This is a genomic window from Streptomyces sp. BI87 (assembly GCF_025957665.1).
Taxonomy (GTDB): Bacteria; Actinomycetota; Actinomycetes; order Streptomycetales; family Streptomycetaceae; genus Streptomyces; species Streptomyces albidoflavus.
This window is the reverse complement of record NZ_CP110079.1, coordinates 6327263-6341061: the sequence shown is the minus strand read 5'-3', so window position 1 is coordinate 6341061 and position 13799 is coordinate 6327263. Positions and strand designations below refer to the sequence as shown.

Sequence of the window (13799 nt, the reverse complement as noted above, 5' to 3'; positions counted from 1 at the left end):
ACCGTATGGCGCGTTCCGCCGACACCCCGCCCCTGAGCTACCCCCTCGCACCGAAGACGGCCCTGGAACCGCCGGCGGAGTGGGCCGGACTGCGCGAGGGCTGCCCGGCCGCCCGGGTCACGCTGCCCAGTGGCGACGAGGCGACACTCCTCACCCGCTACGACGACGTCAGGACCGCCCTCTCCGACCCCCGGCTGAGCCGGGAAGGGCTGGCCTCGCCGGACGCGGCGCGCGTCTCGGCCGGGGACACCGCCGGAATCTTCGCCAGCCCGATGGCGAGGGCCCTGAACGACGAGGGCCACGAGCGGTGGCGGCGCATGGTGGGCCGGTGGTTCACCGCGCGGCGGATGTCCGCGCTGCGGCCCGGGATGGAGGAGCTGGCCGGCCGGCTGACCGGCCGGATGCGGGAGAACGGCGGCCCCGCAGACCTCGTCACCCACCTCGCCTTCCCGCTGCCCGTCCTGGTGATCTGCTCCATGCTCGGCGTTCCGGAGAGCGACCGGGACGCCTTCAAGGCGTGGTCGGACACCTTCCTGAACACGACCCGGTACACCAAGGCCGAGACCGAGGCCGCCCACCGCGACTTCGCCGCGTACATGAGCGGGCTGGTCGACGCCAAGCGGGCGGCCCCCGGCGACGATCTGCTGAGCCACCTGCTGGCCGGGGCCGACAGCGAGGGCGAGCCGATGTCCGAGGCGGGACTGGTCGCCACCGGGCAGGCCCTGCTCCTGGCCGGGCACGAGACCACGGCCGGGTTCATCGCGATGATGACGGCCCACCTGCTCTCCGACCGCACCCGCTGGGAGCGCCTGGTGGCCGACCCGTCACTGGTCCGCCGCTCCGTCGAGGAGCTGCTGCGGTTCGACCCCAACGCCGGCGGCTTCGGCATGCTCCGCTACGTCCACGAGGACACCGAGTTCTCCGGCGGCACCGTGCCTCGCGGCACCACCGTGGTGTGCAGCATGGCGGCCGCCAACCGGGACGAGCGCGCCTGGCAGGACGCGGCGGCCATGGACCTCGACCGCTCCCCCAACCCGCACCTGGCTTTCGGCGTCGGTCCGCACTCCTGCCTCGGCCAGCCGCTGGCCCGCACGGAGCTGCAGGCGGTCCTGACCGTGCTGTTGCGGGAACTGCCCACCCTCCGCCTCGCCGTGGACCCTCGTGAGCTGCGCCGCCACGAAGGGCTGCTCACCAGCCCGCTGCGCGAACTCCCCGTCACCTGGTGAGAAACGGCCCACTCCGAGCACCACCCCCACCAGCGACCGGAGAGAGACGGCTCATGAGGATCACTGTCGATCAGGAGAAGTGCTGCGGCGCCGGTCAGTGCGTGCTGACCGCGCCCCAGGTGTTCGACCAGCGGGACGAGGACGGCGTCGTCGTCCTCCTGGACGCCGCACCGCCCGCCGCGCTCCACGACGACGTCCGGGAGGCGGCCGAGGTCTGCCCGACCACGGCCATCCAGGTGGCGGAGAAGGCGTGAGCCCACCGGGGCCGGGGCCCGGCGGCTCAGGCGGGCGGCACCGGGCCCCTGGGCTCCAAGTCGTTGACCAGCACCGCGGCGCCGTCGAACCGCCCGGCCTTCAGGTCCCGCAGGGCGTCCTGGGCCCGGGAGAGCGGGTAGGGGTGCGTGGTGGCGCGGACCCGGTGGCGTTCGGCGAGGGCGAGGAAGTCACGGCCGTCGCGCCGGGTGTTGGAGGTGACGCTGCGCAACTCCCGCTCGTAGAAGAGGTCCTGCTCGTACTGGAGGGGCGGGATGCCGGAGAGGTGGATGCCGGCGACGGCCAGGACGCCGCCGCGGTCCAGGGCACGCAGCGCCACCGGGACCAGTTCGCCCGCCGGGGCGAAGAGGATGGCGCCGTCGAGGGGTTCGGGGGGCCGGCCGTCGGCGCCGCCCGCCGAGGCGGCGCCCAGGTCGAGGGCGAGGCGCCGGGCGGCGGCGCCCCGGGTGAGGACGTGGACGCGGGCGCCCCCGGCGAGGGCGAGCTGTGCGCAGAGGTGGGCGCTGCCGCCGAAGCCGTAGAGCCCGAGTCGGCCGTTCTCGGGGAGGGAGGTGCGGAGCAGGGCGCGGTAGCCGATGATGCCGGCGCAGAGCAGCGGGGAGAGCGCGGTGTCGCCGACGCCGCCGGGCAGCGGGTAGGCGAAGGCGGCGGGGACGGTGGTGTACTCCGCGTAGCCGCCGTCGGCGTCCCAGCCGGTGTAGCGGGAGGCGGGGCAGAGGTTCTCGTCGCCGCGCCGGCAGAAGCGGCAGGTGTCGTCGGTGGAGCGGAGCCAGGCGACGCCGACCCGGTCCCCGACGGCGTGGCCGTCCACCTCGGGGCCGGTGGCGGCGACCACGCCGACCACCTCGTGCCCCGGGGTGACGTGCGGCCGGCGCACGGGCAGGTCGCCCTCGGTGACGTGCAGGTCGGTGCGGCAGACCCCGCAGGTGCGGACGTGCACCAGGAGTTCGCCGGGGCCCGGGGTGGGCACGGGTTTCTCCACGTACCGCAGGGGCTGTCCCTCGACCGGCCCCGGATCGCTGACCTCCCACGCGTGCATCGTCGCGGCCACGGCACCGGTCACCTCGCCTTCGCGTACCCCCCTGACCAGCGTGCGAGGGCGGTGGCGCGGGCGCAATCCGTGGCGGTCGGGTGAGCCGGCGGCGGGCTGCTCCGGGCGGACGCCCAGCGTTGGCCGGGGCCCGGTGTCCGTGCGCATGCTGGACGGAACGTCCCGGCCGGCGGGGCGGGGGCTGGAGGGCGCGGCGGGTGGCGGGACGGCACGCGGGAGGAGTCATGAGCGGGGCGGCTCCCGGCACGGGCAGGGGCCCGCTGGCCCTGCTGCCCCCGGCGCTGATCGTCGGCGGCGTCCTCGCCAACGTCGTGGGGCCCCAGCCGTACACGGGACTGCCCCTGCTTGCGGCCGCCCCGCTCGCCGCCTGCATCGTGCTCACCTTCCGCGGCGCCGTCGTCATCGCGGTGCTCAGCATCATCACCTCGGCCGCCGTCGATCTCGGCCTCGCCCGGCCGACCGCCGCCCTGCTGGTGGACGTGGCGGACGTCCTGGTCATCTCGCTGATCGGGCTGTGGCTCAAGCGGGTCATGGACAACCGTGACCGGACCCTGACCCTGACCAGGGACATCGCCGAGGCCGCCCAGCTGGCGGTGCTCCCCCAGCCACCCGCACGGGTCGGTCCCCTGCTGGTGGCCACCCGTTACCAGGGTGCCCACGAGGGAGCACGGATCGGCGGCGACTTCTTCGCCGTGCAGAACACCCCGTACGGCGTGCGGCTGATGATGGGAGATGTGCGGGGCCACGGGCTGCCCGCGGTCTCCGCGATGTCTGTCGTGGTGGGAGTATTCCGGGAGAACGCCCACCACGCCCCCGACCTGCACGAACTGGCGCGGCGGCTGGACACGGCGGCGGAACGGGCCGAGAGCGAGGAGGCGGCGGGTTTCAGTGAGGAGTTCACCACGGCGCTGCTCGCGCAGATCCCGCCCGACGGCGACCGGGTCGCCCTGCTCAGCCGGGGCCACTCGCCGCCGTACCTGGTGGTGGGCGGGCGGGTGGCGCCGCTGGTCCGCAGCACTCCCGGCACTCCGCTGGGCGCGGGCCTGCCCGGTCCGGACCACGCCGAGACCGACACCTTCCCCCTGCCGCCGGGGGCCTCGCTGCTGCTGACCACGGACGGCGTCACGGAGGCCCGCGACCGGCGCGGGGTCTTCTACGACCCGGTGACCGGGCTGGCCGGGTGCTCCTTCGACGAGCCGCAGGAACTGGTGGACGCCGTGGTCCGCGAGGTCACGGCGTGGAGCGGCGGGCGGCTCCACGACGACATGGCGGTGCTGGCGGTCACCCGGCCGGGCGGACCGCGGGGACCGACGACGTGAGCGTGGTGGGGCGCCCTCCCGCTCAGTGCAGCTGCTGCTGCCAGTTCTCGGGGACCGCTCCGGCGGGGCCGGGTACGGGCTGGTCTGCCGGGTGCGAGGTGGGCGGGGCGAGCTGCGGGCCCTCGTAGAACTGCTGGGTCTCGTTGTTGTAGAACCAGTCCTCGCCCGGCTCGTAGCTGGTGATGAAGGGGTGGCCGGCCGCCTTGGCGTGCTTGGTGCCGTGCTGGGAGGGCGAGGAGTCGCAGCAGCCGATGTGGCCGCAGGCGGCGCAGCGCCGCAGGTGGAACCACCAGCCTGGGCCGTCCCCCGTCAGGCACTCGGCACAGCCCCGGCCGCTCGGGGCGGCGGTGGGGTCGATGCCGGGGATCGCTTGGTCGGTCATCGGTACTCTCCTCGCTCGGTCGGCGCCGGGCGGCGGGCCGCACGGCGGCGGGGCAGACGCCCTTTCTCCAGGCTGCGCCCGGCCGGGGAGCGACGCCAGCGGGGAACGACGGCGGCGACCGGGCCGCCCCGTGGAGCCCCGGCCGCCTGCTCACCTCACCAGGACGACTTGGTGACGCCGGGCAGGAATCCCGCGTGGGCCTGTTCGCGGACCCGCACCCGGGAGAGCCCGAACTTGCGCAGGTGGCCGCGGGGGCGGCCGTCGACGCTGTCGCGGTTGCGGACGCGGGTGGGGCTGGCGTCGCGCGGCTGGCGGCGCAACTCGGCGAGGGCGTCACGGCGTTCGGCCTCGGTGGAGGAGGGACGCCGGACGATCTCCTTGAGTTGGGCGCGGCGGGCGGCGTACCGCTCGACGACCGCCTTGCGGCGCTCGTTGCGGGCGATCTTGCTGCGCTTGGCCATCAGACCTTCCCTCCCCGGGCGCGGATGCGGGCGACGGCCGCCTCGATCCCGATCACGTCGATCGTCTTGACCGCCCGCGCGCTCAGGGTGAGGCGGACGGTACGGCCCTCGCTGGGCAGCCAGTAGCGGCGGCGCTGGATGTTGGGGTCGAAGCGGCGCGAGGTGCGCCGGTGCGAGTGGGAGATGGAGTTGCCGAAGCCGGGCTTGGCTCCGGTCAGTTGGCAGTGCGCGGACACGGTGTGACCTGCCTCTCTGATGCGGCTCCCCGATTTGGAGATGAAAACCGTTTCCATATACTAGCCCGCATGGCTCGCAACGAAGTACGCCCGGTGGTCAAGCTCCGCTCCACCGCCGGCACCGGATTCACCTACGTCACCCGCAAGAACCGCCGCAACGACCCGGACCGCCTGGTCCTGCGCAAGTACGACCCCGTCGCCCGGCGCCACGTCGACTTCCGCGAGGAACGCTGACCGCCCGCCACCCACCCCGACACCTGCCGAAGGACACCCCATGAAGCCCGGAATCCACCCGGCCTACCGCCCCGTCGTCTTCCGCGACCGCGCCGCCGGCTTCGCCTTCCTCACCCGCTCCACCCTCACCGGCGACCGCACCGTCGAGTGGGAGGACGGCCGGACGTACCCGGTGATCGACGTCGAGATCTCCTCGGCGAGCCACCCCTTCTACACCGGCAAGGCGCGGGTGCTGGACACCGCCGGCCGCGTCGAGCAGTTCGAACGCCGTTACGGACGGCGGGCGGACCGATGACCGGCGCGCTGCCCGTCGCGATCGTCGCCGGACTCCACGCCGACGCCCGGCGCGAGGCCGTCGAGGAGCTGCTGCGCACGGTCGAGGGGAGCGTCGCCCTCCACCACGACCTGGCCACGGCGGTCACCGGCACCGTACGGCGCACCGTGCGCGACCGCTCCGGGGAGCGGGGCGCGGGCGACACCCCGCTGGTCAACGACTGTGCCTGCTGCGCCCTGCGGGAGGATCTCGTCCCCGAGCTGCGTCGGCTGGCCGGCGACGGAGGGACCCGGCTGGCGGTGGTCGAGCTGTGGGACTCCGTCGAGCCGCAGGCGATGGCCGAGGTGGTCGCGGCCCACGGCGGCGAGGAGCTGATGGTCACGGCCGTGGTGACCGCGATCGACCCCGCCCTGGTCCTGCCCTGCCTCGGCAACGGCGACGACCTCGTCGCATCGGGACTCGCGGCGGCCCGGACCGACCAGCGCACCGTCGCCGACACCTGGGCGCGGCAGCTGGAGTACGCCCCGGTGCTCGCGGTGGCCGAGAGCGAGGAGGCCGACGACGAGGACCGGGCGCTGTTGGCCCAGCTCCACCCGACGGCCCGCCATGTCGCCATCGGCTCGGGCGAGTTGGCGCGTGTCGCCGTCGCCGGGTTCGACCCCGAGGCGGCCTCCGTCGCCCAGCACCCCGCCTGCGCCCTGCTGCCGCAGGAGGCGGACGACGCCGGGGTGGCGACCACGGTGTGGCACCGGGACCGGCCGTTCCACCCCGGGCGGCTCTTCGCGGCATTGGAGGATCTGGCCTGTGCGGCGGCGCGCAGCCGGGGCCGGTTCTGGCTCGCCGACCGGCCGGACACGCTACTGGTCTGGGACTGCGCGGGCGGGGCGCTCTGCGTCGAGGAGGCGGGGCCATGGCTGGCGGCGCTGCCGGACGCGGCCTGGGAGCTGGTGCCGCCGGTGCGCCGGGCGGCAGCCGCCCTCGACTGGCACCCCGCCCACGGCGACCGCTGCCAGCACCTGGTCTTCACCTCGCCGGGGCTCGACAGCGACGGCGTGGTCCGGCTGCTCGACTCCTGCCTGCTGACCGAGGAGGAGTTCCGGGCGGGGCGGGAGCTGCTGCGGGAGCTGCCCGACCCGTTCGCCCGGTTCCTCGATCCGGTGCGCTGACCCGGGCGCACTCCCCCCGTACCCCCTTCAACCAGTGAGGAGCGTGCCGTGGCACGTCGTTCCGAGGCCGGCCGGAAGCCGGTCAAGCCCCGCCCCAACCCGCTGCTCGCGGCGGGCGTCACCTCCATCGACTACAAGGACACCGAGCTGCTGCGGAAGTTCCTCTCCGACCGGGGCAAGATCCGCAGCCGCCGCGTCACCCGGGTCACCGCCCAGCAGCAGCGGCAGCTGGCCCGCGCCGTGCGCAACGCCCGCGAGATGGCGCTGCTGCCCTACCCCGGGCGGTGAGCGCGCGTCAGCTGCGGTGCTCCGGGTTGGGCGCGTCGAAGCGGCAGCCGGCGTCCCACTCGGGGCGCTGGTTGCCGTACGCGGGAATGCCGCCGGCCCGCTTGAGGAGGGCGGCGAGGTGCATGAGGTTCCAGGCGGCGAAGGTGGTGTTCCGGTTGGTGAAGTCGTTCTCGGGGCCGCCGGAGCCCGGTTCGAGGTAGCTGGGGCCGGGGCCCGCCTCACCGATCCACCCGGCGTCGGCCTGCGGCGGGATGGTGAAGCCGATGTGCTGGAGGCTGTAGAGGATGTTCATGGCGCAGTGCTTGAGGCCGTCCTCGTTGCCGGTGATCAGGCAGCCGCCGACCCGGCCGTAGTAGGCGGACTGGCCGGCGTCGTTGATTTCGGCCGAGCAGGCGTAGAGCCGCTCGATGGTGTGCTTCATGACGGAGCTGTTGTCGCCGAGCCAGATCGGGCCGCAGAGCACCAGGATGTCGGCGGCCATCACCTTGGCGTAGAGCTCGGGCCAGGCGTCGCTGGCCGCCCCGTGCTCGGTCATGTCGGGCTGGACGCCGACGGCGAGGTCCCAGTCGACCGGGCGGATCACCTCCGTACGCACGCCGCCCGCCCGCATCACGGCGGTGCTGCGCTCGATCAGCCCGTCGGTGTTGCTGGTCTCCGGTGACGGTTTCAGGGTGCAGTTGAGGTACAGGGCGCTGAGGTCGTCGTAGCGGGGCGGGTTGCCGGACGGCATGGCGCGGGTCCCTTCGCAGCGGCTGGTGGCACGAGCCTGGAACACGGCAGGGCGGGCGGCCACCACAGCGCGGCGAACGCGGTACGTGCCACCGGCGCCCAGCGGATGCGGCCGCGGCCGCCTGACCTGAGAGTGGGACGCAGTGCCCCCGGCCGTCCGGAGCCGGGGCGGGCCGTACGGGAGGCACCGCCGATGGACCTGTTCCCCGCGCTGCCCAGGCAGTCCTGGGCGCCGACCAAGGAGACGCTGCACCGCTTCCTCCAGATCGTCGGGAAGGTGCGGCTGGCGGCCAGCGTCCGGCGCAACCACTGGTGGAACGTCCCCTTCCACCTGACCGGGGACGGCATCACCACCCGGCCCTGCGGCCCGCTGGCCGACGGCACGGTCTTCACCGTCGACTTCGACTTCACCGCCCACCGGCTGCGGGTCCTCACCCTCGACGGACGGCAGGTGTCGTTCGGCCTGGCCGGCCTCTCGGTCGGCGGGTTCCACCGCCGGTTCACCGGCACCCTGGCCGGCCTCGGCATCAGCACCGTCCCCGCCCACCCGCACCCCTTCGACCTGCCGGACGCCGCCCGGCCGTTCGCCGAGGACGAGGAGCACGCGACGTACGACCCGGCGGCGGTGCAGCGCTACTGGACGATCCTCACCCAGGTCATGCTGGTCCTGGAGGAGTACGCCGCCGGGTACTCCGGCAAGACCAGCCCGGTCCACCACTTCTGGCACACCTTCGACATCGCCGTGACCCGGTTCTCCGACCGGCACGTGACGCAGGGGGCCTCGGTCGACCCGGTCACCCGGGAGGCGTACTCGCGCGAGGTGATCAGCAGCGGCTTCTGGTTCGGCGACGAGCGGTCCTACCCCGAACCCGCCTTCTACGCGTACGCGGCGCCGGAGCCCGACGGTCTCGCGCGGCAGCCGCTGGAGCCCGCGGCCGCGCGGTGGACGGAGAGCAACGGCTCGCACCTCGCGCTGCTCCCCTACGACGAGGTGCGCACCTCCCCCGACGCGCGCGCCGAGATCCTGCGGTTCTACGACAGCGCCTACGCGGCCGCGGCCCGGCTGGCCGGCTGGCCCGCCGACCGGCTCTGCCCGGGCGGCGTCACCGACCCCGAGGAACGGGTCGTCCCCGGGCCGCCGTGAGCACCGGTCAGCGCAGGACGCCGGCCTCGCGGGCGGCGCCGAGCCAGAGCGGGAACTCCGAGAGCAGCCGGTCGTACAGCTCCGGGTCGGCGACCCGGTCGACGTCGTCCACGGCGAAGAAGCCGACGTTGTCGACGGTGCGGCCGGGCAGCGTGTCGAAGTACTCCAGGACGCCGTAGTGCGAGCGCCCCAGCCCCACGAACTGCCAGAAGACCGGCTCGTCGGCGGCGGCCCGCAGTTCGCGCTCGATCTCCCTGCTGCGGTAGACGCCGCCGTCGGAGAAGAAGAGCACCAGCGTCGGCAACGGCACGGGGTGGTCGCGGACGTAGGCGCGGACGTCCGCGATGACCTTCTGCTCCTCGTTCTGGATGCCGACGGTGCGCATGTCGACCTGGCCGTCGGCGCGGGACTTGGGGCGCTTCTTGCGGCCGATGACGCCGAGCTGGCCGACGCGTACGTGCAGCCGCAGCCACGCGGGCAGCTCACCGATGTGCAGGTCGGGCAGGCGCGCCGGGCGGGTGCCGAAGGTCCATGCCTGCATGGTGCCGTCGTCGTCGAGCAGGGCGGCGACGGCCGCCATCCGCTCGGCGACCCGGGCGACGGTGCCCTTGGCGTAGAGGCCGCTCATCGAGCCGGAGGCGTCCAGGACGAGGATGACCCGGGCGGTGACGCCGGTGAGGCCGCCCTTGCGCAGGCTAATCGCGACCTGCTGCTTGCGGAGCGAGAGGCGTTCGCCCATGTCGGCCGGGAGGAGTTCCTCACCGCGGGTCTCCCGCCGGGCGGGCGGGGCCGGGCGGGGTGCCGGGCCGGGCCTCGGGGAGCGGGCGGCGGGGCGTGCCGGGGCGGAGGTGAGACCGAAGTCGGCGGCGAGGCCCGAGAAGCCCTGGTCGTAGCCCTGGCCGACGGCGCGGAACCGCCAGCGCCCCGCGCGGCGGTACAGCTCGCCCGCGACCAGCGCGGTCTCGCTGCGCGGGGCCATGTCGAAGCGGGCCAGCACGGTCTCCGAGCCGGCCGCGACCAGGCGCAGCCGCAGCCCGGTCACCCGTCCGAGGTTGCCGGAACCGGTCCAGGCGCAGAGCGCGACGCGCTCGGTGGAGTCGGCGAGCGCCGCCAGGTCGACCTCGACGGCCTCTCCGCCGTCGGGTGCGACGACGTGGCGTACGGCGTCCCCGGGGGCGCCGGGCTGGTCGCGGGCGACGAGGTCGGCGCCGGAGCGGACCCGCCCGGCGCCGGTCAGCAGCAGCGCGGCGGCGCTCACGGCGGGGCCGTCGGCGCGGCCGAGTTCGAGCCGCACCCGGTCCACGTCGACCGGGAGGTTGGCGCCCATGCTCATCGTCGTCACGGGGATCAGTCTGCCAGGGCTTCCGGCGGTGCCCGGTGGCCGGTGCGGCCGGGCCGAAGCGAACGACACGCCGCCGGTGATCCCCTCCCCCGTGCCCGCCGAGGGCGACGATGCTGAGCGACAGGGCAGCGGGACCGGAATCGACACGGGCGAGGGACGGCGCGGTGGACGCGGAGATCGTCATCGTCGGCGCGGGCGCCGCCGGCCTCTCCCTCGCCCGCCACCTGTGCGCGGCTCCCCCGGGCGCGCGCGTCCCCTCCGTGGTGCTGGTGGAGCCGCCGCCCGGCCCCACGCGGCCCGCCGTGCGCACCTGGTGCCACTGGGGTCCCCCCGACGGCCCGTACGACGCGGTGCTCACCGCCTCCTGGGAGCGGCTGCGGGTGCGCGACAGCTCCGGCCGGGAGGCCGGCGGCGTGCCGCGCGGGCTGCGCTACAAGATGCTGCGCTCCGACGTGTTCGAGGAGTTCGTCCTCGGCGAGCTGTCCGGCCGGCCCGGCTTCGTCCGGGAGCCCGCCACCGTCACCCGGGTCACGAGCGGGCCCGGCGGGCCGGTGGTGGAGGGGCACGACGCGCGGGGGCGGCCGTACCGGCGCCGGGCGCGCTGGGTCTTCGACTCGCGCCCTCTGCCCGCGCTGCCCCCGGCCCGGACCACGCTGCTCCAGCACTTCCGCGGCTGGTTCGTGCGCACCGCCGGGCCGCGCTTCGACCCCGGCTGCGCCGACCTGATGGACTTCCGCACCCCGCAGCCCGCGCACGGCCTCTCCTTCGGCTACGTGCTGCCGCTCGGCCCGCGCGAGGCGCTGGTGGAGTACACGGAGTTCTCCCGGGCCCCGCTGGACGAGGCCGGGTACGAGGCGGCGCTGCGCGACTACACCGGGAAGGTGCTGCGGCTCGGGGCGTTCGAGGTGACCGGGAGCGAACAGGGCGTCATCCCGATGACCGACGCGCGCTTCCCCCGGTCCCCCGCGCCCGGAGTCTTCCGCGTCGGCACGGCGGGCGGCGCCACCCGCCCCTCCACCGGCTACACCTTCGCGGCCGTGCAGCGGCAGGCCCGCCAGGTCGCCGACCGGTACCGCCGGGGGCTGGCCCCGGTACCGCCGGTCCCCCACTCGCGCCGGTCGCGGGCGATGGACGCGGTGCTGCTGCGGGCCCTGGACCGGGATCGCGTCGACGGCGCCGCGTTCTTCGCCCGGCTCTTCACGGCGCTGCCCCCGGAACGGGTGCTGGCCTTCCTGGACGGCGCCACCGGCCCCCTCCAGGACCTGGGCGTCGGCCGCCACGTGCCCTGGGGGCCGATGACCCGCACCGCCCTCGAACTGCCCTTCCTGCGCCGTCGGCCGGCCGGCGCCCCGCCCCACCGAGGAGAGCCATGACCACGCGTTCCGCCCGCCGCGAGGTGCCCCGCCGGGGCCGCGACCGCCGGGCCGAGTCCCTGCCGGCGGGGCCGGGCCGCCCCTGGTTCGGCGCCGACGCGCCCCGGGTCGCGGTGATCGGCGGCGGGATCGCGGGGCTCGCCGCCGCCACCGGTCTAGCCGAACGCGGCGTCCGCGTCACGCTGCTGGAGCGCCGGGAACAGCTGGGCGGGAGGCTCGCGGGGTGGGCCGACACGCTGTCCGACGGGTCGCCGGTGACGATGAGCCGGGGCTTCCACGCCTTCTTCCGGCAGTACTACAACCTGCGCGGGCTGCTGCGCCGGGCGGACCCGTCCCTCGCCATGCTGCGCGGCCTGCCCGACTACCCGCTCCTCGGCCGCGACGGCACCCGCGACAGCTTCCGCCACGTGCCGCGCACCCCTCCGCTGAGCGCCCTCGGCTTCGCCGCGCTCAGCCCGAGCTTCGGCCTGCGGGAGCTGGCCGGGCTGGACGCGGCGGCGGCGCTGCCGCTCCTGGACGTACGGGTGCCGGAGGTGTACGCCCGGCTGGACGGGGTCAGCGCCGCCGATCTCCTGGACCGGGTGCGGTTCCCCGAGCGGGCCCGGCACCTGGCGTTCGAGGTGTTCTCCCGGAGCTTCTTCGTCGACCCTGCCGAACTCTCCGCCGCCGAACTGGCCTTGATGTTCCACATCTACTTCCTCGGCTCCTCCGAGGGCCTCCTCTTCGACGTCCCCGACGAGCCCTACCCCCAGGCGCTCTGGAACCCGCTGGCCGCCTACCTCACCCGGCTCGGCGTGGAACTGCGCACCGGCACCGAGGTGGAGCGCGTCCAGCCCGCGGGCGGCGGGCGGCACCGGGTGAGCGCCGGGCGGGAGACGGTGCCGGTCGACGCGGTGGTGCTGGCGCTGGACACCGGTGGCCTGCGCCACCTGGCCGCCGCCTCCCCGGACCTCGCCGACGCGCGCTGGCGCCACCGGGTGGCCGGGCTGCGGACCGCTCCCCCGTTCCTCGTCAGCCGCCTGTGGCTGGACCGTCCCGTGGACGCCGGCCGCCCCGGCTTCCTCGGCACCAGCGGGTACGGGCCGCTGGACAACGTCAGCGTGCTGGAGCGCTGGGAGGGCGAGGCGGCGCGCCGGTCGGCCCGCACCGGCGGCTCGGTGGTGGAACTCCACGCGTACGCCACCACTCCCGGCTGCGACCGCAAGGCCGAACAGCTGCGCCTGACCCAGGAGTTGGCGAAGGTCTACCCGGAGACCCGGGACGCGCTGGTGGTGGACCGGCGCGACCTGTGGTTCGAGGACTGCCCGCACTTCCCCGTCGGCGGCTACGCGGACCGGCCCACCGTCAGCACCCCGGACCCGTCGGTGGTCGTCGCGGGCGACCTGGTCCGCACCGGCCTGCCCGTCGCCCTGATGGAACGCGCGGCCACCTCCGGCTTCCTCGCCTCCAACGCCCTGCTCCAGCGCTGGGGCGTACGCGGCCAGCACCTGTGGACGGTGCCGGACCGGGGCCGCTCGGCGCTGCTGCGGGGACTGGCGCGGCTCGGGGACCGGTAGGGAACCGGCCCGTCAGGGAGCGATGTCGAGGCGGCTGATCAGCCCTTGGTCGAGGGGGAAGCGGTAGTGCAGGTCGACGGTGCCACCGGGGAAGTCGCCCTCCAGGTGCTGGGGGACGGTGCACCGGTCGTCGCCCTCGCGCTCGGCGCCGACGAGGGTGGTGGTGTACGTGTACTCGGTGGAGGTCCGGCCGAGCCAGTCGGTGATCGCGGAGACGCCCCTTGTGGGTCCCGCCGTCGTCGGTGACGGTGGCGTCCGGGGTGAAGGTGGCGGCGGCCCCGGAGAGGTCACCCGCGGTGTGCGCCCGGAGGTAGCGCCGGACGGCGTCCGGCACGTCGATGGACGCTGCTGATCCTGCACGACGCCTTCGACGGCTACACGCGCCTCGACCAGTTCCAGCAGAGCCTGTCCATCTCCACCAGCATGCTCACCGCACGCCTCAGGACCCTGGTCGCCGACGGCCTCCTGGAACGCCGCCCGTACCAGACCAACCCGGTCCGCCACGCATACGTCCTCACCGCACGCGGCCGCTCCCTGCGCCCGGTCATCGTCGCCCTGACCGCCTGGGGCAACCGCCCTCTCGCCCCCGAGGACCGCTCGATGATCCTGGTCGACACCACCACCGGTGAGGAGGTCGAACCGGTCGTGGTCGACGCGCGGACCGGCAAGCGGCTCGACGACAGCGAGGCGTACGGCTTCACCGCGGGGCCGGCGGCGAGTGAGGGGATGCGGGGGCGGTACGAGG

At 75.0% G+C, this 13799-nt stretch carries 17 protein-coding genes and 1 pseudogene; 11 read left to right on the top strand and 7 right to left on the bottom strand.

Annotated features, from left to right (window positions below; genetic code table 11):
• Positions 1 to 5: 5 nt before the first annotated feature.
• Positions 6 to 1226: a cytochrome P450 gene (locus OIM89_RS28445; RefSeq protein WP_226964957.1), complete on the top strand. Its 1221-nt coding sequence runs from the start codon at positions 6 to 8 to the stop codon at positions 1224 to 1226.
• Positions 1227 to 1279: 53 nt separating this feature from the next.
• Positions 1280 to 1480 (top strand): ferredoxin, encoded by a 201-nt coding sequence (locus OIM89_RS28440; protein ID WP_030698823.1) that lies wholly within the window; start codon positions 1280 to 1282, stop codon positions 1478 to 1480.
• Positions 1481 to 1506: 26 nt separating this feature from the next.
• Here OIM89_RS28440 and OIM89_RS28435 read toward each other — a convergent pair whose 3' ends face one another.
• Positions 1507 to 2538 (bottom strand): zinc-binding alcohol dehydrogenase family protein, encoded by a 1032-nt coding sequence (locus OIM89_RS28435; RefSeq protein WP_217467459.1) that lies wholly within the window; start codon positions 2536 to 2538, stop codon positions 1507 to 1509.
• A 236-nt stretch (positions 2539 to 2774) separates the two neighbouring features.
• Here OIM89_RS28435 and OIM89_RS28430 point away from each other — a divergent pair, with 236 nt between their 5' ends.
• Positions 2775 to 3869, top strand: coding sequence for a PP2C family protein-serine/threonine phosphatase (locus OIM89_RS28430; protein ID WP_413470882.1), 1095 nt, complete (start codon positions 2775 to 2777; stop codon positions 3867 to 3869).
• Between the two features lie 22 nt (positions 3870 to 3891).
• On the opposite strand, the gene OIM89_RS28425 is transcribed toward OIM89_RS28430, so the two are convergent.
• From OIM89_RS28425 to rpmB, 3 genes are all read right to left on the bottom strand, one after another.
• Entirely contained in the window at positions 3892 to 4251 is a 360-nt protein-coding gene (locus tag OIM89_RS28425) for a UBP-type zinc finger domain-containing protein (RefSeq protein WP_030698826.1), read from the bottom strand.
• 155 nt (positions 4252 to 4406) lie between these two features.
• A complete protein-coding gene (gene rpsN / locus OIM89_RS28420; RefSeq protein WP_030698827.1) occupies positions 4407 to 4712 on the bottom strand; it encodes a 30S ribosomal protein S14 in 306 nt (101 codons plus the stop codon).
• A complete protein-coding gene (gene rpmB / locus OIM89_RS28415; RefSeq protein WP_003946690.1) occupies positions 4712 to 4948 on the bottom strand; it encodes a 50S ribosomal protein L28 in 237 nt (78 codons plus the stop codon). The genes rpsN and rpmB overlap by 1 nt, the downstream gene beginning before the upstream one ends.
• 69 nt (positions 4949 to 5017) lie before the next feature.
• Between rpmB and rpmG the strand changes: the two genes are divergently transcribed.
• The 4 genes from rpmG to rpsR are packed head-to-tail and all read left to right on the top strand — an operon-like array spanning position 5018 to position 6910.
• Positions 5018 to 5182 (top strand): 50S ribosomal protein L33, encoded by a 165-nt coding sequence (gene rpmG, locus OIM89_RS28410; RefSeq protein WP_003946691.1) that lies wholly within the window; start codon positions 5018 to 5020, stop codon positions 5180 to 5182.
• Positions 5183 to 5222: 40 nt separating this feature from the next.
• The gene (locus tag OIM89_RS28405) at positions 5223 to 5477 is read left to right on the top strand and encodes a type B 50S ribosomal protein L31 (protein WP_030698828.1); all 255 of its coding nucleotides are present in this window, start codon (positions 5223 to 5225) and stop codon (positions 5475 to 5477) included.
• The gene (locus tag OIM89_RS28400; RefSeq protein WP_030698829.1) at positions 5474 to 6622 is read left to right on the top strand and encodes a CobW family GTP-binding protein; all 1149 of its coding nucleotides are present in this window, start codon (positions 5474 to 5476) and stop codon (positions 6620 to 6622) included. Before OIM89_RS28405 ends, OIM89_RS28400 begins: the two co-directional genes overlap by 4 nt.
• 48 nt (positions 6623 to 6670) lie before the next feature.
• Complete coding sequence (gene rpsR / locus OIM89_RS28395; protein ID WP_030698830.1) at positions 6671 to 6910, top strand: 30S ribosomal protein S18; 240 nt, start codon at positions 6671 to 6673, stop codon at positions 6908 to 6910.
• 7 nt (positions 6911 to 6917) lie between these two features.
• On the opposite strand, the gene OIM89_RS28390 is transcribed toward rpsR, so the two are convergent.
• The gene (locus OIM89_RS28390; protein ID WP_226964959.1) at positions 6918 to 7640 is read right to left on the bottom strand and encodes a flavodoxin family protein; all 723 of its coding nucleotides are present in this window, start codon (positions 7638 to 7640) and stop codon (positions 6918 to 6920) included.
• A 192-nt stretch (positions 7641 to 7832) separates the two neighbouring features.
• On the opposite strand from OIM89_RS28390, the gene OIM89_RS28385 reads away from it, so the two are divergent.
• Positions 7833 to 8783, top strand: a complete 951-nt coding sequence (locus OIM89_RS28385) for a DUF5996 family protein (RefSeq protein ID WP_030698832.1) — start codon at positions 7833 to 7835, stop codon at positions 8781 to 8783.
• Between the two features lie 7 nt (positions 8784 to 8790).
• On the opposite strand, the gene OIM89_RS28380 is transcribed toward OIM89_RS28385, so the two are convergent.
• Positions 8791 to 10110, bottom strand: coding sequence for a vWA domain-containing protein (locus OIM89_RS28380; protein WP_264491817.1), 1320 nt, complete (start codon positions 10108 to 10110; stop codon positions 8791 to 8793).
• A gap of 179 nt (positions 10111 to 10289) precedes the next feature.
• Here OIM89_RS28380 and OIM89_RS28375 point away from each other — a divergent pair, with 179 nt between their 5' ends.
• Positions 10290 to 11498, top strand: a complete 1209-nt coding sequence (locus OIM89_RS28375; protein ID WP_175457578.1) for a lycopene cyclase family protein — start codon at positions 10290 to 10292, stop codon at positions 11496 to 11498.
• A complete protein-coding gene (locus OIM89_RS28370; protein WP_047467635.1) occupies positions 11495 to 13054 on the top strand; it encodes an FAD-dependent oxidoreductase in 1560 nt (519 codons plus the stop codon). The genes OIM89_RS28375 and OIM89_RS28370 overlap by 4 nt, the downstream gene beginning before the upstream one ends.
• Before the next feature lie 12 nt (positions 13055 to 13066).
• Here OIM89_RS28370 and OIM89_RS28365 read toward each other — a convergent pair whose 3' ends face one another.
• On the bottom strand, positions 13067 to 13345 hold the full coding sequence (locus tag OIM89_RS28365; protein WP_226964960.1) for a nuclear transport factor 2 family protein: 279 nt from the start codon (positions 13343 to 13345) through the stop codon (positions 13067 to 13069).
• A gap of 54 nt (positions 13346 to 13399) precedes the next feature.
• On the opposite strand from OIM89_RS28365, the pseudogene OIM89_RS28360 reads away from it, so the two are divergent.
• Positions 13400 to 13795, top strand: a pseudogene (locus OIM89_RS28360) (winged helix-turn-helix transcriptional regulator); the annotation flags it as partial.
• Positions 13796 to 13799: the final 4 nt, after the last annotated feature.

What these genes read in the sequence shown, in the direction of transcription:
- OIM89_RS28445 (WP_226964957.1), top strand. Translation starts at nt 6, where the DNA reads ATGGCGCGTTCCGCCGACACCCCGCCCCTGAGCTACCCCCTCGCACCG.
- OIM89_RS28440 (WP_030698823.1), top strand. Translation starts at nt 1,280, where the DNA reads ATGAGGATCACTGTCGATCAGGAGAAGTGCTGCGGCGCCGGTCAGTGC.
- OIM89_RS28435 (WP_217467459.1), bottom strand. Translation starts at nt 2,538, where the DNA reads ATGCACGCGTGGGAGGTCAGCGATCCGGGGCCGGTCGAGGGACAGCCC.
- OIM89_RS28430 (WP_413470882.1), top strand. Translation starts at nt 2,775, where the DNA reads ATGAGCGGGGCGGCTCCCGGCACGGGCAGGGGCCCGCTGGCCCTGCTG.
- OIM89_RS28425 (WP_030698826.1), bottom strand. Translation starts at nt 4,251, where the DNA reads ATGACCGACCAAGCGATCCCCGGCATCGACCCCACCGCCGCCCCGAGC.
- rpsN (WP_030698827.1), bottom strand. Translation starts at nt 4,712, where the DNA reads ATGGCCAAGCGCAGCAAGATCGCCCGCAACGAGCGCCGCAAGGCGGTC.
- rpmG (WP_003946691.1), top strand. Translation starts at nt 5,018, where the DNA reads ATGGCTCGCAACGAAGTACGCCCGGTGGTCAAGCTCCGCTCCACCGCC.
- OIM89_RS28405 (WP_030698828.1), top strand. Translation starts at nt 5,223, where the DNA reads ATGAAGCCCGGAATCCACCCGGCCTACCGCCCCGTCGTCTTCCGCGAC.
- OIM89_RS28400 (WP_030698829.1), top strand. Translation starts at nt 5,474, where the DNA reads ATGACCGGCGCGCTGCCCGTCGCGATCGTCGCCGGACTCCACGCCGAC.
- OIM89_RS28390 (WP_226964959.1), bottom strand. Translation starts at nt 7,640, where the DNA reads ATGCCGTCCGGCAACCCGCCCCGCTACGACGACCTCAGCGCCCTGTAC.
- OIM89_RS28385 (WP_030698832.1), top strand. Translation starts at nt 7,833, where the DNA reads ATGGACCTGTTCCCCGCGCTGCCCAGGCAGTCCTGGGCGCCGACCAAG.
- OIM89_RS28380 (WP_264491817.1), bottom strand. Translation starts at nt 10,110, where the DNA reads ATGGGCGCCAACCTCCCGGTCGACGTGGACCGGGTGCGGCTCGAACTC.
- OIM89_RS28370 (WP_047467635.1), top strand. Translation starts at nt 11,495, where the DNA reads ATGACCACGCGTTCCGCCCGCCGCGAGGTGCCCCGCCGGGGCCGCGAC.